This window comes from Asanoa hainanensis, from assembly GCF_900188485.1.
GTDB lineage: Bacteria > Actinomycetota > Actinomycetes > Mycobacteriales > Micromonosporaceae > Asanoa > Asanoa hainanensis.
Genome location: NZ_FZPH01000010.1, coordinates 267,449 through 286,851, shown reverse-complemented (window position 1 = coordinate 286,851; position 19,403 = coordinate 267,449). Strand labels below are relative to the sequence as shown.

The window sequence follows — 19,403 nt, the reverse complement described above, 5'->3', positions numbered from 1 at the left end:
GAAGGGAACGACACATGGGTGTCCTCGACCACTTCCGGCTCGACGGCAAGGTCGCGATCGTCACCGGCGCCTCGTCCGGCCTCGGCCTGGCCACCTCGGTGGCGCTCGCGGAGGCGGGTGCCGATGTGGTGGTCGCCGGCCGCCGCGAAGACCGGCTCGCCCAGACGGTCGCCCTGGTGGGGCAGGCCGGCGGCAAGGCGCACGCGGTGCCCACCGACGTGTCGGACCCCGCCGCCTGCCGGGCCCTGGCCGCGGCCGCCGTCGAGCGCTTCGGCCGGCTCGACATCCTGGTCAACAACGCCGGCGTCGGCACCGCGGTCCCGGCCAGCCGGGAGACCCCCGAGGAGTACCGCCAGGTGCTCGACATCAACCTGATGGGCGCGTACTGGATGGCCCAGGCGGCCGGCAAGCACATGACCGACGGCGGCTCGATCATCAACATCTCCAGCGTGCTCGGCATCGTCTCGGCGGGGATGCCGCAGGCCGCGTACTCGAGCGCCAAGGCCGGCCTGCTCGGCCTGACCCGCGACCTGGCCGCGCAGTGGACCGGCCGCAAGGGGATCCGGGTCAACGCGATCGCGCCGGGCTTCTTCCCGTCGGAGATGACGGACCAGTACCCGGACGGCTACTACGAGCAGCGGATCGCCCAGGTGCCGGCCGGCCGCGCCGGCGACCCGATGGAGTTCGCCGCCACCGTGGTGTTCCTGGCCTCCCGCGGCGCCGGCTACATCACCGGCGCCACGATCGTCGTGGATGGCGGCGGCACTATCGTGTGATGACCGGAAGGCGCTGGGATGCGACAGCATCCCGGCGGCTGAGGACCTCAGTGCGCTGTTACCCGCTTGCGGAACACCCAGTAGGTCCAGCCCTGGTAGAGCAGCACCAGCGGGAGGAACAGCGCCGCGACCCAGGTCATGACCTTCAGGGAGTACGGGCTGGCAGCCGCGTTGGCGATCGTCAGCGTGCCGGCCGGGTCGCCGGTCGACGGCAGCACGGCCGGGTGCAGCGCGGCGAACAGCGCGACCACGGTCAGCCCGATCGCGGCCGCCGTGCCGGCGAACGCCCAGCCCTCGCGGCGCACCCGGTTGGTGGCGAGCGCGAAGACGGCCGCGAGTGCCGCCGCGCCACCGAGCCAGAGGGCGACCTGGCCACGGTCGACCACCAGCCAGGCCAGGAAGCCGACCAGCAGCGCGACCGCGACCGGCCCGAACCGGGACGCCAGCCGGTTGGCCCGGTCGCGCACCTCGCCGGTCGTCTTGAGGGCCACGAACACCGCGCCGTGCCACACGAACACCGCACCGAACGTGGCAGCGCCGAGCAGGGCGAACGGGTTCAGCAGGTCGACCAGGCCGCCGGTGTAGTCGTGGTCGGCGGCCAGCGGCACCCCGCGCACGATGTTGGCGAAGATCAGGCCCCAGAGCAGCGCGGGCAGCAGGGATCCACAAAGGATCGCCCAGTCCCAGCGTGCCCGCCAGGCGGCGTCGTCGCGCTTGCCACGGAACTCGAACGCCACCCCGCGCACGATCAGGGACAGCAGGATCACCAGCATCGGCAGGTAAAAACCGGAGAACACGCTGGCGTACCAGTGCGGGAAGGCCGCGAACATCGCCCCGGCGCCGGTGATGAGCCAGACCTCGTTGCCGTCCCAGACGGGGCCGATGGTGCCGAGCAGCTGCCGCCGTTCGGCGTCGTCGCGGGCGAACGTGCGCATCAGCACGCCGACACCGAAGTCGAAACCCTCCAGCACGAAGTAGCCGACGAACAGGAAGGCGATGGCGAGGAACCAGAAGGTCGACAGGTCCACTGTGGTCTCCTCGGCTAGTAGGCGAGCGCGGGAACGTCGTCGGCTTCGTCGGAAGCCTCGTCGGAAGTCTCGTCACGCACGGGCTTCGGTGGTGGCAGCCCGGCTTTCGCGTACCGGAAGAGCAGTTTGCCTTCGATGATCGCGAGGATCGCGTAGATCAGCGTGAACGCGAGGAACGACGTCAGCACCTCGGTCAGCGACACGCTGCGGGACACCCCGTTGCGGGTCAGCAGCTCACCGAAGACGATCCACGGCTGCCGGCCCATCTCGGTGAAGATCCAGCCCGCGGTGCTCGCGCCGAGCGGCAACAGCGGCAGGATCAGGCCGGCGCGCAACAACCAGCGGTTCGACGGGGTACGCCCGCGCCGCTGCGACCAGAGCACCAACAGCGCGATGGCGGCCGCCGCGAGCCCGAGCGTGATCATCACGCGGAAGCTCCAGTAGGTGACCGGTACGATCGGCGAGTAGCTGCCGGGTCCGTACTCGGCCGCGTACCTCGCCTGCAGGTCGTTGATGCCCTCGACGGCGCCCTTGGGGTTGCCGGTGGCCAGGAACGAGAGCAGGTACGGCAGCTTGATGGTGAACACCTCGCGACTGCCGTCCAGGGTGCCGATGGTCAGCACCGAGAACGACGCCGGCTGTTCGGACTGGTAGAGCGCCTCGGCCGCCGCCATCTTCATCGGCTGTACCTCGGTCATGATCTTGCCCTGGATGTCGCCCGTGAAGACCAACCCGGCGCTCGCGACCATGGTGACCCAGGCGCCGAGCTTGAGCGCGAACCGATGCTCGGACGAGTCGACACCGGGACGTCGCACGACGTGCCAGAGCGAGACCGCGACCAGCAGCGAGCCCGCGACGACGAACGCGGCGAACAGCGTGTGCGGGAACGTGATCAGCGCGACCTTGTTGGTCAGCACGGCCCAGATGTCGGTGAGCTCGGGTCGACCGGTCTCGGGGTTCATCTTGAAGCCGACCGGGTTCTGCATCCACGAGTTGGCCGCCAGGATGAAGAACATGGACAGCACGCTGCCCAGCGCCGCGGTCCAGATGGTCGCGAGGTGGATCCGCTTCGGCAGCTTCTCCCAGCCGAAGATCCACAGGCCGAGGAACGTCGACTCGAGGAAGAACGCGAGCAGGGCCTCCATGGCCAGCGGCGCGCCGAACACGTCGCCGACGAACCGCGAGTAGTCGCTCCAGTTCATGCCGAACTGGAACTCCTGGACGATGCCGGTGACGACGCCCATCGCGAAGTTGATCAGGAACAGCTTGCCGTAGAAGTGGGTCAGTCGCAGGTAGCGCGGGTTGCCGGTGCGATGCCAGAGCGTCTGGAGAGTGGCGACCAGCGGACCGAGCCCGATGGTCAGCGGCACGAAGAGGAAGTGGTAGACGGTGGTGACTCCGAACTGCCACCGGGCGACGTCGAGCGCGTCCATTGCGAACCCCCATTTACTACGGCCGGTAGTAATACTACGGGGTGTCGTAGACGGCGCAGTTGTCGGATGTATCACTTCGCCGCAGGGGATAAACGACGCTCCCAGCGGACGGACCGGCCGTTGACATCGGATGTATCGATAACTATGGTCGCCACGTGCCGGAGGGCGTGCCATCGATCGATCGCGTCGCGGACCAGGGGGACGACCGCTGGCCGGCCGCGTTCACGCCCGGCAACGCCGAGTGGTCCGGTCACCTGCCGACGCTCGCCGGCGCCCCGGAGGCGCTCGCGCTGACCTACTACCGGGCCGCCTGGCGGGTCCTCGATGCGACACCCGGCCCCCGCGCGGCGGCACTGCTCGACCCGGTCGGCACCCGCCTACGACTGGTGACCGACCAAGCCGACTTCCGCGCCGTCGAGGCGTACGTGGTGCTCACCGGCGACCTGGACCTGCTGGCCGAGAAGGCCGGCGGTGCGACCGTGCTCGACCGGCTGCGCGGGCTGCCCGACGGCGGGACCGTCGCCCTCGACGCCGCGCGCGTCGGTCGGGCCCGATCGCTGGCGGCCCTGCTGCGCCGGCTCGGTGAGCGCGACGAGGCGGCCTCGATCGAGGTGGCCGCGGCTGAGGAAGCGCGGGGCGTGCTGGCCCGCTACGCCGGCGGCGGGCGCTGGCGAACGGTCGAGACACCCGATGACTCGGCCGCCGCGTTCCGGGCCGTCGCGGGCGAGATGCCGGAGTTCCTCGACCTGCTCCAGCGCGGCGAGCTCGTCGAGTTCGCCGATCGGCACCTACAGGCCGAACCACCCGGCGCCGTCGCGTACGCGTTGTGCCGCCTGGGTCGCCCGGACCGGGCGCTGGCGCTGCTGGCCGGTGCCGCGAACCCGGGTGCCGCCGAGCTGGAGGCGATTCTCGGCGGGCTGTTCGCGATCCGCGCGGACTTCCCCGGCTGGGAGGCCGGCTCCCGCCGGGTCACGCTGCCGGGCCTCGGCCGCCTCGACAACCTGCCAGCCACCCTGACATAGGATGAATCACAGCTCAAGGCCCTCCCGTGATCGCAACATCGGTGGTTATCCTCCACACACCTCCGATGTATGGGATGGCTCGATGCCCCACTTTGTCTCGCTGGACACCTACGACGTCCGCTTTCCGACCTCGCTCGAGCTCGACGGCTCGGACGCGATGAACCCCGACCCGGACTACTCGGCCGCGTACGTGGTGCTGCGTAGCGACAACTCGGACGCACCCGAGGGCCACGGATTCGCGTTCACCATCGGGCGGGGCAACGACGTGCAGACCGCGGCCATCGCGGCGCTGCGCCCGTACCTCGTCGGGCGCGACGTCGACGCGGTGCTCGCCGACCTGGGCGGGTTCTGGCGCGAGCTGGTGCACGACTCGCAGCTGCGCTGGCTGGGTCCGGAGAAGGGCGTCATGCACATGGCCATCTCGGCCGTGGTCAACGCGCTGTGGGACCTCAAGGCCAAGCGGGCCGGCCTGCCGCTCTGGCAGCTGCTCGCGCAGCTGTCCCCTGAGGAGCTGGTCGACCTCGTCGACTTCCGCTACCTGACCGACGCGCTGACCCGGGACGAGGCGCTGGAGATCCTGCGCGCCGCCGAGAAGGGTCGGGCGGAACGGATCGAGACGCTGCTCGCCACCGGCTACCCGGCCTACACGACGACGCCCGGCTGGCTCGGCTACGACGACGCCAAGCTGCGCCGCCTGTGCCAGGAGGCGCTCGACGCCGGCTTCGGGCAGATCAAGCTGAAGGTCGGCGCGGACCTGGCCGACGACATCCGCCGGCTGCGGATCGCCCGCGAGGTGTGCGGCCCCGACTTCCCGATCGCCGTCGACGCGAACCAGCGGTGGGACGTCAGCGAGGCGATCGAGTGGGTGTCGGCGCTCGCGGAGTTCAACCCCTGGTGGGTGGAGGAGCCGACCAGCCCGGACGACGTCGTCGGCCACGCGGCCATCGCGAAGGGCATCGCGCCGATTCCGGTGGCGACCGGCGAGCACGTGCAGAACCGGATCGTCTTCAAGCAGCTGCTGCAACTGGACGCGCTGTCGTACCTGCAGCTCGACGCCACCCGGGTGGCCGGCGTCAACGAGAACATCGCGATCCTGTTGCTGGCGGCCAAGTTCGGCGTGCCGGTCTGCCCGCACGCCGGTGGCGTCGGCCTGTGCGAGCTGGTGCGGCACTTCTCGATGTTCGACTACGTCGCGGTGTCGGGGACGATGGACAACCGGGTCATCGAGTTCGCCGACCACCTGCACGAACACTTCGTCGACCCGGCCGTCGTACGCGACGGGCGTTACGTGGCACCGGTCCTGCCGGGCTTCAGCGCCACCATGCGTCCCGAGACGCTCTCGGACTACGCGTACCCTGATGGCCCGATCTGGAGCGGGAGGCAGTGATGGGTGAGTTCGACGGCCTCGCGGCCGTGGTGACCGGTGGTGGCTCGGGGATCGGCCTGGCGACCGCACGGTACCTGGCCGGCCGGGGCGCCAAGGTGGCCTGCTTCGACCTGAAGGTCGACGGCATCGATCCGGGGATGCTCGGCGTGGTCGCCGATGTGTCCGACGACGCCGCCGTGCGCGCCGGCGTCGCGGCCGCGGCCGAGCAGCTCGGTGGCATCGACATTCTGGTCAACAACGCGGGCATCGGCGCGGCCGGTACGGTCGCCGACAACGCCGACGACGAGTGGCACCGGGTGCTCGACGTCAACGTGCTCGGCATGGTCCGGATGAGCCGGGCGGCCCTGCCGCACCTGCGCAACTCGGCGCACGCCGCGATCGTCAACACCTGCTCGATCGCCGCGACCGCCGGCCTGCCCAACCGCGCGCTCTACAGCGCGAGCAAGGGCGCCGTGCTGTCGCTGACCCTGGCGATGGCCGCCGACCACCTCCGCGAGGGCATCCGGGTCAACTGCGTCGCCCCGGGCACCGCCGACACGCCGTGGGTGCGCCGGCTGCTCGCGGCGGCCGACGACCCGGACGCCGAGCTCGCGGCGCTGCAGGCCCGCCAGCCCAGCGGCCGGCTGGTCTCCGCCGACGAGGTGGCCGCCGCGATCGGTTATCTGGCCAGCCCGCTGGCCAGCGCCACCACCGGGTCGGTGCTCGACGTCGACGGTGGGATGCACGGCCTGCGCCTGCGGCCGGTCTCGTGAACCCGACGCTCGCGCTCGGCTGCGCGTCGCTGGGCAACCTCTACCACGCGATCGACGACGAGCGCGCCGCCGCGACGGTCGACGCGGCCTGGGACGCCGGGATCCGCTACTACGACACGGCTCCGCACTACGGTCTCGGGCTCTCCGAGCGCCGGCTCGGAGCTGCTCTGGCGGGCCGGGCGCGCGCGTCGTACACGGTCAGCACCAAGGTCGGCCGGATGCTCGAGCCGGTGCCCGGCGGCGGTGACCGGATGGACGACGGCGGCTTCGCTGTGCCGGCCACCCACCGCCGGGTCTGGGACTTCAGCCGCGACGGCGTGCGCCGCTGCCTCGACGAGAGCCTCGACCGGCTCGGGCTCGACCGGGTCGACCTCGTGCTGCTGCACGACCCGGAAGACCACGCGGACCAGGCGATCGGCTCGGCTTTCCCGGCCTTGGCCGAGCTGCGCGACCAGGGAGTCGTCGGCGCCATCGGCACCGGTTCGAAGGACGCCGCTTTCCTCGCCCGGTTCGTCGCCGAGTGCGAACCCGACGAGATCATCGTGGCGGGCCGCTACACACTGCTGGAACAGCCGGCACTCGACGCGATCCTGCCCGCGTGCGCCGCTGCCGGCACGGCCGTGCTCAACGCCGGCATCTTCAACAGCGGGCTGCTCGCCGTCGAGCGGCCGCACGCCGGCCTGCCCTACGAGTACGGCCCGGCACCTTCTGACGTGCTCGCGCGTGCGGCGGCCATCGCCGACGTGTGCGCGGCGCACGGCACCTCGCTGCCGGCCGCCGCGCTCGCGTTTGCCGGCAGCCACCCGACAATCCGCTCCGTGATCGTCGGCGCGGACTCGCCGGACCAGGTGCGGCGCAACGCCGCGCTCTTCGACACCCCGCCGCCGGCCGAGCTGTGGCCCGCGCTGGTCGAGGCCGGGCTGCTCGACCCCCGGGTGCTGCCGTGATCGTCGATGCGCACCACCACCTGTGGGCAGCCGCTGCGGGTTACAGCTGGCTCGACGAGCCCGGGTTGGAGCCGATCAACCGCACGTTCACGCCCGCCGACCTCGTCACGGAGCTGTCCGCCGCCGGGGTGGAGCGCTCGGTGCTGGTCGAGGGCGGGAGGTGCGACCCGGTCGAGGCGGTTCTGTTGCTCGGCCACGCCGCGGCGACGCCGGCGATCGCCGGTGTGGTCGCCTGGGCCGACCCGGCCGCACCGGACCTGGCCGAGACGCTCGCCGTGTATCGCGCGCTGCCCGGCGGCGAGCTGCTGGTCGGCATCCGCGCCCAGGTGCAGGGCGAGGAGCGGGACTACCTGGACCGCCCCGACGTACGCGCCGGCCTGGCCGTGATCGGGGCCGCCGGGCTGGTCTTCGACCTCGTCGTGCGGGCCGACCAACTGCCGTCGGCCGCACGGGTGGCTGCCGCCCTGCCGTCGGTGTCGTTCGTCCTGGACCACCTCGGCAAGCCGCCGATCAAGGAGGGCGGCTTCGCCCGGTGGAGTGCGGACCTGGCCTCGCTGGCGGCCTGCCCGAACGTCACCGCCAAGGTGTCCGGACTGGTCACCGAGGCCGACTGGCAACACTGGACGGTCGCAGACCTTCGCCCGTACGTGTCGGAAGCTTTGCGGCTCTTCGGTCCTTCGCGTTTGATGCTTGGCTCGGACTGGCCCGTGTGCCTGCTGGCCGGCGGCTACGGCGCCGTCCGGTCGGCGCTGCTCGACGCGCTCGGCGACCTGCCCGCGCCCGAACGGGCAGCCATCCTGGGCGACACGGCGACGCGCGTCTACCGGCTGCCCGCGTAGATTTCATTGCGGAGGGTGACGGAATGGCGCTGACCGACGAAGCGATCGACAAGATCAAGGGCATGATCGTGTCCGGGGAGCTGGGTCCCGGTGACCGGCTGCCCAAGGAGGCCGACCTCGCCGAGCGGCTGGGTCTGTCCCGCAACTCGCTCCGCGAGGCGGTCCGGGCGCTCTCCATGATCCGCGTGTTGGACGTGCGGCAGGGTGACGGCACGTACGTGACGAGCCTGTCGCCGCACCTGCTGCTCGACGCGCTCAGCTTCGTGGTCGACTTCCACCAGGACGACACGGTGCTCCAGTTCCTCGAGGTGCGCCGGGTCCTGGAGCCGGCCGCCGCGGCGCTGGCCGCCGAGCGGATGCTCGACGAGGACATCGACAAGCTCCGGCTGATCCTCGAGGACCTCGGCGACGAGCCCACGATCGAGGCGCTGGTCGCCAACGACATCGAGTTCCACCGGCAGATCGCGGTCGGCACCGACAACGCGGTGCTCGCCTCGCTGGTCGACGGGCTGTCCGGGCCGACGATGCGGGCCCGGATCTGGCGCGGCCTGACCCAGGAAGGCGCTGCCGCCCGCACCCGCGAGCAACACCAGGCGATCGTCGAGGCGATCGCCGGCCGCGAGCCCGACCTGGCCCGCGCCTGGGCGACCGTGCACATCGCGGGCGTCGAAGAGTGGCTCCGCCGCGTGTTGTAAAACCATTTGCCCGCGCTGGTACGTTTCGGCGTACGGGAGCTTTGTCGATCCGGATCCGCCTCGCCTAGCGGCGAGCTGATCCGACCTTCCTTCTTTCAGCTCCGCCGCGTCCGGTCCGCTGCCGGTGCGGCCCCTCGTGCTGCCCGGCTCCGAATCCTCAGTCGCGGAGCACGCACATGTCTCGCTTTCCTGGCCGCCATGAGTTCGGCCAGAACTTTCTCGTCGACCCGGTGGTCATCGCCGGCATCTCCCGTCTCGTCGCGGCCACCGATGGCCCGATCTTGGAGATCGGGCCGGGCGACGGGGCGCTGACCCAGCCCTTGAGCTCGCTGGGCCGGCCGATCACCGCGGTCGAGATCGACCCCCGCCGGGCCAAGCGCCTCGCCGAGCATCTCCCGTCGCACGTGACGGTCCTCAACGAGGACATCCTGTTCCACCGGCTGCGCGGCGAGGTCGGCGCGGTGGTCGGCAACGTGCCGTTCCACATCACCACGGCCACGCTGCGCTGGCTCCTGGCGGCGCCGCGCTGGCGTACCGCCGTGTTGCTGGTGCAGTGGGAGGTCGCCCGCCGCCGGGCCGGAATCGGCGGTGCGAGCCTGCTGACGGCCCGCGTCTGGCCGTGGTTCGACTTCACTGTCCACTCACGAGTGTCGAAACGCGCCTTCCGCCCGGTGCCGACGGTCGACGGCGGGCTGCTCGTCGTGCACCGCCGGCCGACCCCGTTGGTCACCGACCGCGACGCGTACCAGAGATTCGTGCACACGGTCTTCACCGGCCGGGGCTATGGGTTGCGCGAGATCCTGACCCGTGCGGCCGGGGTGCCGACCCCGGTCGCCCGCGAATGGCTGCGCACCCACCGGGTGCCACCGACCGCCCTGCCCCGCGACCTGACCGCCGAACAGTGGGCCTCGCTGTGGTCAACGGCACGGCGCCGGTGAGCGTATGGATTTCGTCAAGAAATCGGTGGCGCTTACCAGCGGGTGGACAATGTGGATCACAGGCGTCCCGGATGACGGCAGGGAGCTGCGGTGCGTGGTCAGGCACTGGTCGGCAAGGTCGGCGTGGTGGTCTCCGCCGTCCGTGGGGGTGACCGGGCCGGCGAAATCCGGGTCGTGGCCTAGGGCGCACGTCACCACTACCTCGCCTACGCCGCCGTGCCGATACCTATCGGCGCGCAGGTGCTCGTCATCAACTACCGCGGTGCGCGGCAGGTCGACGTCGAACCCTGGACCACTGGTTAGAAAGGCACAGCGATGTTCGGTTATCGCGTTCCCGCACCCAACGAGGCGCTGCTGATCAGCGGACGCAAGCAGCGCGGAGCGGATGCGCTGCCGTTCAAGATCGTCACCGGGCACGGCGCCTTCGTCGTGCCGATCCTGTCCAAGGCCTCGCGGCTCAGCCTGGCGATGCAGGAGGCCGAGGTCGAGGAGGACTGCTTCACCCAACAGGGCCTGACCCTGGGCGTACGCGCGGTCATCGCCTTCAAGGTGGGCGACGACCACGAGTCGATCGCGGCCGCCGCCCGCCGGTTCCAGGGCGACCAGTCGCAGATGCCGATCCTGGTCGGCCGGATCTTCAGCGGCCACCTGCGCAGCATCATCGGCAGCATGACCGTCGAGGCCATCATCCGCGAGCAGCAGACCCTGGCCGACGCGATCGTCGACGCGAGCAAGACCGAGATGGCCCGCATCGGCCTGGACATCGACTCCCTGCAGATCAGCAGCATCGACGACAAGGGCGCGGGCTACATCAGGGCACTCGCCGCCCCGCACCAGGCCCGCGTCAACCAGGAAGCCAAGGTGGCACAGGCGATCGCGGACCAGGCAAGCGCGATGGCGCAACAGGAAAGCGTCCGCAACCAGGCCGAGTACGCCCGCCAGACCGCGATCGCCCAGGCGCACTACCAGGCCGAGATCGACCAGGCGCAACAGACGGCGGCCCAGGCGGGCCCGCTGGCCGCCGCGCAGGCCCAACAGAGCGTGCTGGTCGAACGCGCCCTGGTCGCCCAGAAGTACGCGGAACTGCGCCAGGCCGAACTGATCGCGGAAGTCGTGCGACCGGCGCAGGCGGAGGCCGAGCGGATCACCACGCTGGCCCACGCCCATGCCGACGCGACCAAACTGTCCGCCGAAGCGGCCGCGGCCCAGGACCGGATCGCCCTGGACCAACTCGTCATCCAACAGCTACCGGACCTGCTCCGAGCGGCGGCCCAGGGCCTGCAGGGAGCCAACCTGACGGTCCTCAACGGAGCAGAGGGCCTGAACAGCGTGGTCGCATCGCTGGCAGCACAGGGAATGGCGTTGCTGGAGACGGTCCGCAAGGGCATCGACCCGATCCCCGGGGCGCCGTCACGGCCGTAACCGCGATCGCACTGATACTCAGCCGCCGAGGAAGGCCAGGACCGCGCGGACTCGGCGGTGGTCGTCGGGGGCTGGGGGTAGGTCGAGTTTGACCAGGATGTTCGCGATGTGTTTGGCGACCGCTGCCTCTGACACCACCAGCGCCCGTGCGATCGCCGCGTTCGAGCGGCCCTCCGCCATCAGCCCGAGCACCTCGCGCTCCCGAGGGGTGAGCCGCGTCAACGGGTCTCGGCGCCGGCCCAGCAGCTGCGCGACCACCTCCGGGTCGACCGCGGCACCCCCCGCGGCGACCCGGACCAGGGCGTCCATGAACTCCTCTACCCGGCCCACCCGGTGCTTCAGCAGGTAGCCCACCCCGCGCCCGCCGCCGCTGTCCAGCAACTCTGCCGCGTACGTCGGTTGCACGTACTGGCTCAGCACCAGCACCGGCAGGCCCGGGTAGGCGACCCGCAGCTCGACCGCGGCCCGCAGGCCCTCGTCCGTGAAGCCCGGCGGCATCCGCACGTCGGTCAGCACCACGTCGGGCCGTTCGTATGCGACCGCCGTAGTCAGGGCCGACGCGTCGCCTACCGCGGCGATCACCTTGTGGCCGAAGCGTTCCACGATGCCGATCAGGCCCTCGCGCAGCAGCACCGCGTCTTCCGCGACGACTATCCGGAGCACGGCAGCTCCACCCTGATCAGCGTCGGCCCACCCGCCGGGCTCGACAGCAGCATCCGGCCGCCGGCCACCGCTACCCGGTCGGCCAGGCCGGCCAACCCCGTCCCCAGCGCCAGGTCGGCGCCACCTCGACCGTCGTCGCGTACCTCCAGGACCAGGGTGTCGACGTGCAGCCGGGCGTGCACCGATGCCGACAGAGCCCGGCTGTGCCGCGCCACGTTCGTCAGGGCCTCGCTGACCACGAAGTGCGCCGTCACCTCGACCGGCGTCGGCAACCGTCGCGGCAGCTCGACATCGACGGCCACCGGGACCGGCGACCGGTCGGCCAGGTCTGTGACCGACGCGGGCAGGCCACGATCGGTCAACACCTGCGGGTGTACGCCGCGGATCAGCTCGCGCAGCTCGTGGTGGGCTCGCTCGGCCTCGTCCTGCGCCGCCGTGAGGTGTTTGGCCGCCGGGGAGTCGTCGGCCACGTCCAGGCGCGCGAGGCCGATCGCCATGCTCAGCGCGACCAGCCGCTGTTGCGCGCCGTCGTGCAGGTCCCGCTCGATCCGGCGCCGCTCGACGTCGAACGCGTCGACCAGCCGGGCCCGCGACCGGGCCACCTCGACCAGTTGCGCGCCTAGCTCGGCGTCGCGCGGCGCGAGGACGGCCCGGGCCAACGCCGCTCGTGCCGCCGCCCAGACCGTCACCGGATAAGCCGCGAACGGCAAGAGGGCGAGCCCGGCCACCACGAAGAGAAACCCAGGGACGATGTTGGACTCCTGGAAGAACGGCGTGGCGATCAACGACACCGGGATGCCGAGCACGATGCCCAGCATCAGCGCGTCGATCCACCACAGCGCGCCCAGCGAGACCACCGTGTAGCCGAGCTCCCGCCACGTCGCCGGCTCGCGCAGCCGCGTGCGTACCCAGGCGATCCGGCCCTTGCGATCCGGTCTGCGGTGCGGGTCGGGCAACGGGTCCGGGTCGACCAGGCGCAGCCGCCAGCGCTCGAACCGGCCGACGGCGATGCCGGAGAGCGCCACCGCGAGGAACGCCACCAGGCCGACCAAGGCCAGGGCCAGCAGGGCGCCGGCCAGCAGGAGGCCGATCAGCACCCCGGCGGTCACGGCGCCGAGCAACACCCCCGAGATCAGGTACGCCACCGACCGCCACGGCCAGGACGACGCGAGGAAGCCCAGCGGGCGTTCGCTCACGGCCTGGAAAGCGGTCCGCGCAGTCACCAGCCGACCGTACCCGGCGGTGCCCTGATCGACGGTAGTCCCAGGTATACCCCCGGTTGTCGCCTTCACGCCCGTGTGCCGGACGCCGGTCGCCGGTTGGCTGGCAGGCATGACGATCACGACAGGTGCACGGCAGGCCGAGGCGGTCACGCTGCGGTCGGTACGGCGCACGTACGGCACCGGCGGAGCGGCGGTGACCGCCCTCGACGGCGTTTCGGTCGGCTTCCGCGACGGGAGCTTCACGGCGGTGATGGGCCCGTCCGGCTCCGGCAAGTCGACGCTGCTGCACTGCGCCGCCGGGCTGGACCGGCCGACGGAGGGCACGGTCTCGGTCGGCGGCACCGACCTCGGCGGGCTCTCCGAGCACCGCCTGACCGCGCTGCGCCGGGAGCTGATCGGCTTCGTCTTCCAGGAGTTCAACCTGGTCTCCGCGCTGACGGCGGCGCAGAACGTCGCGTTGCCGCTTCGACTGGCGGGCCGGCGGCCGGCGCCGGAGGACATCGCGACCGCGCTCGCGGACGTCGGGCTGGCCGACCGGGGCGGGCACCGGCCGAGTGAGCTGTCCGGCGGGCAGCAGCAGCGGGTGGCGATCGCCCGCGCGCTGGTCACCCGGCCGGCAGTGGTGTTCGCGGACGAGCCGACCGGCGCGCTGGACCTCCGCTCGTCGCGGCAGGTGCTCGCGCTGCTCCGGGAGGCCGTGCACGGGCACGGCCAGACGGTCGTCATGGTCACCCACGACCCGCTGGCCTCCGCGTACGCGGATCGCGTGCTGTTCCTCGCCGACGGTCACCTGGTCGACGAGCTGACCGCGCCCGGCACGCCTGGTGACGCCGGGTTCGCCGCCGAGGTCGCGGCTCGCATGGCTCGGCTGGAGGCGTGATGCTCTCGTGGTCGACCGTCCGGGAGCGGTGGACGGGTTTCGTGGGTTCGTTCCTCGCGCTGACTCTCGGAGTCGGCGTGCTCACCGCGTCGCTGGTGGTTTTCGTCTCCGCCCAGCCGGCCGTGCCGGACCGGCTGGCCGGGGCCGCGGTGGTGGTCCAGTCCCCGGCCGGAGGCGAGGACGCCGAGTCCTACGTGGAGTACGTGCCGTGGTCCGCCACCCGCGCCGAGGAGCTGGCCGGATCGCTGCGCACCCTGCCCGGCGTCGCGGCCGCGGTGCCGGACCGGTCGTTCTACGCCCAAATCGTCCGCGAGGGCCGACCTATCGGTGACCCGGCAGCCGGTGACCCGCTCGGGCACGGTTGGTCGACGGCGGCGTTGGCGCCGTACCGGTTGGTGTCCGGCGCCGCGCCGAGCGCACCCGACGAGGTGGTGCTGGACGCGGGTTACGGGCTCGCGCCTGGGGACTCGGCCACCGTGCTGACCGCGACCGGCCCCGCGTCGATGCGGGTTTCCGGGACGGTCGACGGCCCCGGGATCTACGTGTCGGACGCGTCGGCGGTCGCGCTGGCACCCGGCGTACGCGCGATCGGTCTGGTCCTGGAACCCGACGCGTCCGCCGAGACCGTGGCCGCCGCCGCGCGCGCGAGGATCGGGGGTGCCGGCACGGTGGTGGCCGGCGACGCGCGCACGGCCCTGGAGCCGGAGGCGGTCAGCCGCACCCGGTGGTTGGGCACGCAACTGATCACGGTGATGGTGGTGCTCGCGGCGTTCGCGACCGTGTTCGTGATGGCGTCGACCGCCGCGCTCAACGCCTATCAACGGCGCCGCGAGCTCGCCCTGTTGCGGGCGATCGGCGCGACGCCCCGGCAGACCCGCCGGCTGCTGCTCGGCGAGGCGCTGGTGGTCGGCGTGGTCTCGTCAGCGGTCGGCGCCGCGCTGGGCGCGTTGGCGGCGCCCTGGTTGGGTGACCTGCTGGTGCGGGCCGAGCTGGAGCCGGCCGGTTTCGCGCCGAGCCCGTCCCTGCTCGCCGTCGGCCCCGCGGTGGTGACCGGGATCGTGGTGGCCGTGACGGGCGCGTGGGCCGCGGCCCGCCGGGCGGCTCGGGTGCGGCCGCTGGAAGCGCTGCGCGAAGCCGCCGTCGACCGCCGCACGATGACGATGCCGCGCTGGGTGTTCGGTGGCCTGTTCGGCGTCGTCGGGCTCGGGCTGGCCGTGCTCACGCCGATGGTGGAGGACGGCGCTTCGCTGACGACGGCGATCTTCTCGGCGCTGGCGTTGATCGTGGCGATCACCCTTCTCGCGCCGGTGGTCATCCCGCCGGCGTTGCGGGCCCTGACGCTGCCGCTGCGCCGGTCGGCCACCGGCGAGGTGGTACGGGAGAGCGCGGGAGCGGCGGTGCGCCGTACAGCCGCGACCGCCGGCCCCGTGTTGTTGACGGTCGGCTTCGCCGTGCTGATCCTCGGCATGGTCAAGACGATGTCGCCGGCGTTCGGCGGCGAGGACGCGCGGGCGTTGGGCGTCGACGTGGTGGTCACCGCCGACGGCACGCCGGGGCTCTCGGACGCGGTAGTGGCCGGCCTACCCGGGACTGTCCTGTCCAGACTGTCCACTCAGGTGTTCGTGGACGGAAAGGCACCGCGCGACGCGCTCGGCGTGGTGCCGGGCGCCGTGCCGGTGCCTGGCGACGCCGCCGCGCTGGCCGCCGGCACGGTGGTGGTCGCCGACCCACGCTGGCGGGCCGGGGACACGTTGCGGCTCACCTTCGCGGACGGCGAGGTCGTGCCGCTGCGGGTCGCCGCCTCGGTCCCGCCGGAGGCACTGCCCACACCGCTGCTGCTGCCGCGCGACCTGGTCCGGCAACACGACCCGTCGGCGCTGACCCAGACGGCGTACGTGCGCGGCGCACCCCCGTCCGCCGTCAGCGCCGGCCTCGGCGTGCTGGCGCAGGACCCCCTGACCTACTCGTCGAACGACGACGAGGACGGCCTCGTGTGGATCTTCGTGCTGGTGATGGTCGGAATGTCGGTCGGCTACACGAGCATCGCGGTGGCCAACACGCTGGTGATGGCGACCGGCGACCGGCGCCGCGACTTCCGGGTGCTGCGGCTGTCCGGCGCGACCGACCGGCAGATCCTGCGGATGGTGGGCACGGAGACCGCGCTCGTGGTGGTGTTCGGCACGGCGGTCGGCGCGCTCGTGGCCTTACCCGCGCTGCTCGGCATCCGGTCCGCGCTGGCGGGCCAGACCGGCCTCGACGTGCAGCTGATCGTGCCGTGGCCGGAGATCGGGGTCGTGGTCGCGGTGTGCGCCGCCCTCGCGCTCGGCGCGGCGCTGCTGGCCACCCGCCGCACACTGCACCGTGCGCAACCGCGATGATGTCGATGGGTGACGGCGCCGTCCCGGGCGGAGGTGCGTATGCAGCCGTCGACAGGTCGCTACCTACTGACGCTCGGCCCGACCATCCGGCGCGGCGAGATCCTCGGGCTGTGCGAGCGGTTGGCCGCGCTCGGCCGCCCGGTGCGGGTGGTGGTCTGCGTCGCCGCGGTCGCGGACCCCGACATGCTGACGGTCGAGGCGCTGGCCCGGATCTGCCTGACCGCCCGCCGGCACGGCTGCGAGGTCAGCGTCGAGGGTGCCGACGAGCGGCTGTGCCACCTGCTCACCCTGACCGGCCTGCTCGGGGTGGTCCCGATCGACGATCCGGGCGGTTGACCGTCAGGCCGGCACCGGGGCTCCGGTCAGCTCGTCCGCGCGGGCCCACCAGCGTCGTCGGTCCGGCGGCAGCCGGGGCGGCGCGGGGCTCGCCGGACGTCCGACGAGCCTCGCATCCGCCTCTGGCGGCTATCCGCCGCTGGCCAGGTCGCGCCGGCGGAAGCCGGCCAGGCCCGCCGCCGTCAGCGCCGCCGCCAGGGCGACCAGCCAGACCAGCGGCGTCACGGTCAGGTCGCCGCCCGGCAGTGCCGGCAGGTGGCTGAACGGCGACAGGTCCAGCGCCCACTGGCTGAGCTGGAGGATCGCGCCGAGCTGGCCCAGCAGCAGGAAGAACGCCAGGACCGCCCAGCCCAGCGAGGTCAGCCGGGGCAGCAGGCCGAACAACAGCACCACGATCGCCACGGTGAACCAGACGGCCGGCACCTGGACGGCGGCCGCGCCGGTCACCCGGCCGATCGCGCCGCCGCCCTCCCCCGATGCGCTGCCGTAGCCGATCCCGAGGAACAACCCGGCCACGAGCAGGCCGAGCGCCGGGCCGAAGAACGCGAACAGCAGATGCCCACCGACCCAGCGCGTACGCCCGACCGCCGCGGCCAGGACCGGTTCGGCGCGCAGCGCGCTCTCCTCGCTCCGAGCCCGCAGGGCCGCCTGTACGCCTTGGCCGGCCGCGCCGATCCCCATGATCGCGAGACCGGCGGCGATCACCATGTCGGCGATCGAGGCGCCGCCGCCGAGCCGGCCGATCACGTCGCCCAGGTCGGGGCTGTCCTTGACGGCGTCGACGGCCGCGTCGGTCGCCGAGCCCAGGAACACGCCGAGCACCGCGTACCCGATCAGCCAGCCGAACAACGTCGAACGCTGCAGCCGCCAGGCGAGGCCGAGTGGGGAGAGCAGGGCGCGCGACGCCCGGGCGGGCCCGGGCCGCGACGCGATGAGACCCGCGTCGAGGTCGCGCACGGCGTTCAGCCGGTACGCGACAGCGGCCAGCAGCGCCACGACCAGCACCACGACCCCGGCCACCCACCAGCGTTCGGCGGCGAACGGCCGGATCCGCTGGAGGAAGCCGATCGGCGAGATCCAGGACAGGGGCGAGTTCAGGTCGCCGCCGGCGTCGCCGAGCATCCGCAGCAGGAACGAGCCGATCAGCACCGCGCCCGAGATCCAGCGTGCGGTGCGCGCACCCTGGGTGAGTTGGGCGACCACCGCCGCGATCGCGCCGAAGAGCAGGCAGGCCAGGAAGTACTGGAGGCCGAGCGCGACCGAACCCGTGCCGCCGGCGCCGGCCGCGGCGGTGCCGAGCGCGGTCAGGCCACCGACGATCGTGCTCGCCAGCAGCGCGATTAGGAGGGCCGCGGCCAGGCCGGCCTGGCGACCTACCACCGTGGAGCCGAGCAGCTCGCGGCGGCCCTGTTCCTCTTCGGCTCGGGTGTGCCGGATGACGGTGAACGCGGTGGCCAGCGCGACGATCAGCAGGATGATGCTGGACCGCCAGGCGGTCATGCCGCCGAGGTTCGGTGCCCAGATCGGTCCGTACACGGCGGTCAGTGACGGGTTGGACATGGACGCGGCGAACTTCGCGAGCTCGGCCGGGTCGGGATAGAGGCTGGCGAAGCTGCTGGCTACCAGACCAGGGAACAGCCCGAGCAGGATCGTCCACAGTGGGAGAACGATGCGGTCGCGGCGCAGGGCCAGGCGGAAGAGGTGCCAGGTGCCGGTCACGCCGGGCCCTCCTCCTTCTGGTAGTGCCGCAGGAAGAGCTCCTCCAGCGTCGGCGGCTGGCTGGTCAGGCCGCGCACCCCGACTGTGGAGAGCGCGCGCAGCACGGTGTCGAGCTCGGCGTTGTCGACCTGGAAGCGGACGCGCTCGCCCTCGACGACCAGGTCGTGCACGCCGGGGAGCGCACCGATCCCGTTGGGCTCGCCGGCCAGCTCGGCGTGGATCGAGGTGCGGGTCAGGTGGCGGAGCTGGGCCAGGGTGCCGGACTCGACGGTGCGGCCGGCCCGGATGATGCTCACCCGGTCGCACAGCGCCTCGGCCTCGGCGAGGATGTGGCTCGACAGCAGGACCGTGCGCCCGGCGCCGCGCTCGTCGTTGATGCAGCTCTGGAACACGGACTCCATCAGCGGATCGAGCCCGGAGGTCGGCTCGTCGAGCACGAGCAGCTCCGCGTCGGAGGCCAGGGCGGCGATCAGCGCCACCTTCTGCCGGTTGCCCTTGGAATAGGTGCGGCCCTTCTTGCGCGGGTCCAGCTCGAACCGCTCGACGAGCTCGTCGCGGCGCTTGGTGTCGAGCCCGCCGCGGAGGCGACCGAGCAGGTCGATGACCTCGCCGCCGGTCAGGTTGGGCCACAGCGTCACGTCGCCGGGCACGTAGGCGAGGCGGCGGTGCAGCGACACCGCGTCGCGCCAGGGGTCTCCCCCGAACAGGGTGGTGGTGCCACCATCGGCCTTGAGCAGGCCGAGCAGCACACGGATCGCGGTCGACTTGCCCGCACCGTTGGGGCCGAGGAAGCCGTGCACCTCTCCGCGGCGCACCTCCAGGTCAAGACCGTCGAGGGCGCGGGTCCGGCCGAAGCTCTTGACGAGCCCGTTGACCGAAATGACGTTCTCCATAATTTGGAAGCTACACTTGCTTCACAAAGTTGTGAAGTTTGATTCGCGTCAAGAGCGCGTCAAGATAGATCA

General features: G+C 72.1%; 18 protein-coding genes. 12 read left to right on the top strand and 6 right to left on the bottom strand.

Features of this window, described 5'->3' with window-relative positions; all coding sequences use genetic code 11:
* The first annotated feature begins 14 nt into the window (after positions 1–14).
* Positions 15–776, top strand: a complete 762-nt coding sequence (locus CHC05_RS24420; RefSeq protein WP_089252715.1) for an SDR family NAD(P)-dependent oxidoreductase — start codon at positions 15–17, stop codon at positions 774–776.
* A gap of 47 nt (positions 777–823) precedes the next feature.
* On the opposite strand, the gene cydB is transcribed toward CHC05_RS24420, so the two are convergent.
* Complete coding sequence (gene cydB, locus CHC05_RS24415) at positions 824–1,804, bottom strand: cytochrome d ubiquinol oxidase subunit II (protein ID WP_089252713.1); 981 nt, start codon at positions 1,802–1,804, stop codon at positions 824–826.
* Positions 1,805–1,818: 14 nt separating this feature from the next.
* The gene (locus CHC05_RS24410) at positions 1,819–3,237 is read right to left on the bottom strand and encodes a cytochrome ubiquinol oxidase subunit I (RefSeq protein ID WP_089252711.1); all 1,419 of its coding nucleotides are present in this window, start codon (positions 3,235–3,237) and stop codon (positions 1,819–1,821) included.
* A gap of 155 nt (positions 3,238–3,392) precedes the next feature.
* Here CHC05_RS24410 and CHC05_RS24405 point away from each other — a divergent pair, with 155 nt between their 5' ends.
* The 8 genes from CHC05_RS24405 (at position 3,393) to CHC05_RS24365 (ending at position 11,239) form a co-directional block, all read left to right on the top strand.
* Complete coding sequence (locus tag CHC05_RS24405) at positions 3,393–4,259, top strand: hypothetical protein (RefSeq protein WP_089252709.1); 867 nt, start codon at positions 3,393–3,395, stop codon at positions 4,257–4,259.
* Positions 4,260–4,341: 82 nt separating this feature from the next.
* Complete coding sequence (locus tag CHC05_RS24400; RefSeq protein ID WP_089252707.1) at positions 4,342–5,646, top strand: L-fuconate dehydratase; 1,305 nt, start codon at positions 4,342–4,344, stop codon at positions 5,644–5,646.
* Positions 5,646–6,398: an SDR family NAD(P)-dependent oxidoreductase gene (locus tag CHC05_RS24395; protein ID WP_089252705.1), complete on the top strand. Its 753-nt coding sequence runs from the start codon at positions 5,646–5,648 to the stop codon at positions 6,396–6,398. The genes CHC05_RS24400 and CHC05_RS24395 overlap by 1 nt, the downstream gene beginning before the upstream one ends.
* Entirely contained in the window at positions 6,395–7,345 is a 951-nt protein-coding gene (locus CHC05_RS24390) for an aldo/keto reductase (protein ID WP_089252703.1), read from the top strand. The genes CHC05_RS24395 and CHC05_RS24390 overlap by 4 nt, the downstream gene beginning before the upstream one ends.
* Positions 7,342–8,184, top strand: a complete 843-nt coding sequence (locus CHC05_RS24385) for an amidohydrolase family protein (protein WP_089252701.1) — start codon at positions 7,342–7,344, stop codon at positions 8,182–8,184. Before CHC05_RS24390 ends, CHC05_RS24385 begins: the two co-directional genes overlap by 4 nt.
* Before the next feature lie 23 nt (positions 8,185–8,207).
* The gene (locus CHC05_RS24380; RefSeq protein WP_089252699.1) at positions 8,208–8,879 is read left to right on the top strand and encodes a FadR/GntR family transcriptional regulator; all 672 of its coding nucleotides are present in this window, start codon (positions 8,208–8,210) and stop codon (positions 8,877–8,879) included.
* Positions 8,880–9,055: 176 nt separating this feature from the next.
* Positions 9,056–9,817 carry a 23S ribosomal RNA methyltransferase Erm gene (gene erm / locus CHC05_RS24375; protein ID WP_089252697.1) on the top strand — a complete coding sequence of 254 codons (762 nt, stop codon included), beginning with the start codon at positions 9,056–9,058 and terminating at the stop codon, positions 9,815–9,817.
* A 315-nt stretch (positions 9,818–10,132) separates the two neighbouring features.
* Positions 10,133–11,239, top strand: a complete 1,107-nt coding sequence (locus tag CHC05_RS24365; RefSeq protein WP_089252695.1) for an SPFH domain-containing protein — start codon at positions 10,133–10,135, stop codon at positions 11,237–11,239.
* An 18-nt stretch (positions 11,240–11,257) separates the two neighbouring features.
* On the opposite strand, the gene CHC05_RS24360 is transcribed toward CHC05_RS24365, so the two are convergent.
* Together CHC05_RS24360 and CHC05_RS24355 are read right to left on the bottom strand one after the other, a co-directional pair.
* The gene (locus tag CHC05_RS24360; RefSeq protein ID WP_089252693.1) at positions 11,258–11,902 is read right to left on the bottom strand and encodes a LuxR C-terminal-related transcriptional regulator; all 645 of its coding nucleotides are present in this window, start codon (positions 11,900–11,902) and stop codon (positions 11,258–11,260) included.
* Entirely contained in the window at positions 11,890–13,125 is a 1,236-nt protein-coding gene (locus CHC05_RS24355) for a sensor histidine kinase (RefSeq protein WP_089252691.1), read from the bottom strand. Before CHC05_RS24355 ends, CHC05_RS24360 begins: the two co-directional genes overlap by 13 nt.
* Before the next feature lie 109 nt (positions 13,126–13,234).
* Between CHC05_RS24355 and CHC05_RS24350 the strand changes: the two genes are divergently transcribed.
* The 3 genes from CHC05_RS24350 to CHC05_RS24340 are packed head-to-tail and all read left to right on the top strand — an operon-like array spanning position 13,235 to position 16,719.
* Positions 13,235–14,005 (top strand): ABC transporter ATP-binding protein, encoded by a 771-nt coding sequence (locus CHC05_RS24350; RefSeq protein WP_089252829.1) that lies wholly within the window; start codon positions 13,235–13,237, stop codon positions 14,003–14,005.
* Positions 14,005–16,383 carry an ABC transporter permease gene (locus CHC05_RS24345; RefSeq protein ID WP_089252689.1) on the top strand — a complete coding sequence of 793 codons (2,379 nt, stop codon included), beginning with the start codon at positions 14,005–14,007 and terminating at the stop codon, positions 16,381–16,383. The genes CHC05_RS24350 and CHC05_RS24345 overlap by 1 nt, the downstream gene beginning before the upstream one ends.
* Before the next feature lie 39 nt (positions 16,384–16,422).
* Entirely contained in the window at positions 16,423–16,719 is a 297-nt protein-coding gene (locus tag CHC05_RS24340; RefSeq protein WP_089252687.1) for an STAS domain-containing protein, read from the top strand.
* A 129-nt stretch (positions 16,720–16,848) separates the two neighbouring features.
* Here CHC05_RS24340 and CHC05_RS24335 read toward each other — a convergent pair whose 3' ends face one another.
* Both CHC05_RS24335 and CHC05_RS24330 read right to left on the bottom strand, forming a co-directional pair.
* A complete protein-coding gene (locus CHC05_RS24335; protein ID WP_089252685.1) occupies positions 16,849–18,438 on the bottom strand; it encodes an ABC transporter permease in 1,590 nt (529 codons plus the stop codon).
* Positions 18,435–19,331 (bottom strand): ABC transporter ATP-binding protein, encoded by an 897-nt coding sequence (locus tag CHC05_RS24330; RefSeq protein WP_089252683.1) that lies wholly within the window; start codon positions 19,329–19,331, stop codon positions 18,435–18,437. The genes CHC05_RS24335 and CHC05_RS24330 overlap by 4 nt, the downstream gene beginning before the upstream one ends.
* Positions 19,332–19,403 lie beyond the last annotated feature (72 nt).

Bases quoted from the DNA above. Each gene is read 5' to 3' on its own strand.
- CHC05_RS24420 (WP_089252715.1), top strand. From the start codon at position 15: ATGGGTGTCCTCGACCACTTCCGGCTCGACGGCAAGGTCGCGATCGTC.
- CHC05_RS24410 (WP_089252711.1), bottom strand. From the start codon at position 3,237: ATGGACGCGCTCGACGTCGCCCGGTGGCAGTTCGGAGTCACCACCGTC.
- CHC05_RS24400 (WP_089252707.1), top strand. From the start codon at position 4,342: ATGCCCCACTTTGTCTCGCTGGACACCTACGACGTCCGCTTTCCGACC.
- CHC05_RS24395 (WP_089252705.1), top strand. From the start codon at position 5,646: ATGGGTGAGTTCGACGGCCTCGCGGCCGTGGTGACCGGTGGTGGCTCG.
- CHC05_RS24380 (WP_089252699.1), top strand. From the start codon at position 8,208: ATGGCGCTGACCGACGAAGCGATCGACAAGATCAAGGGCATGATCGTG.
- erm (WP_089252697.1), top strand. From the start codon at position 9,056: ATGTCTCGCTTTCCTGGCCGCCATGAGTTCGGCCAGAACTTTCTCGTC.
- CHC05_RS24365 (WP_089252695.1), top strand. From the start codon at position 10,133: ATGTTCGGTTATCGCGTTCCCGCACCCAACGAGGCGCTGCTGATCAGC.
- CHC05_RS24350 (WP_089252829.1), top strand. From the start codon at position 13,235: ATGACGATCACGACAGGTGCACGGCAGGCCGAGGCGGTCACGCTGCGG.
- CHC05_RS24345 (WP_089252689.1), top strand. From the start codon at position 14,005: ATGCTCTCGTGGTCGACCGTCCGGGAGCGGTGGACGGGTTTCGTGGGT.
- CHC05_RS24340 (WP_089252687.1), top strand. From the start codon at position 16,423: ATGCAGCCGTCGACAGGTCGCTACCTACTGACGCTCGGCCCGACCATC.
- CHC05_RS24330 (WP_089252683.1), bottom strand. From the start codon at position 19,331: ATGGAGAACGTCATTTCGGTCAACGGGCTCGTCAAGAGCTTCGGCCGG.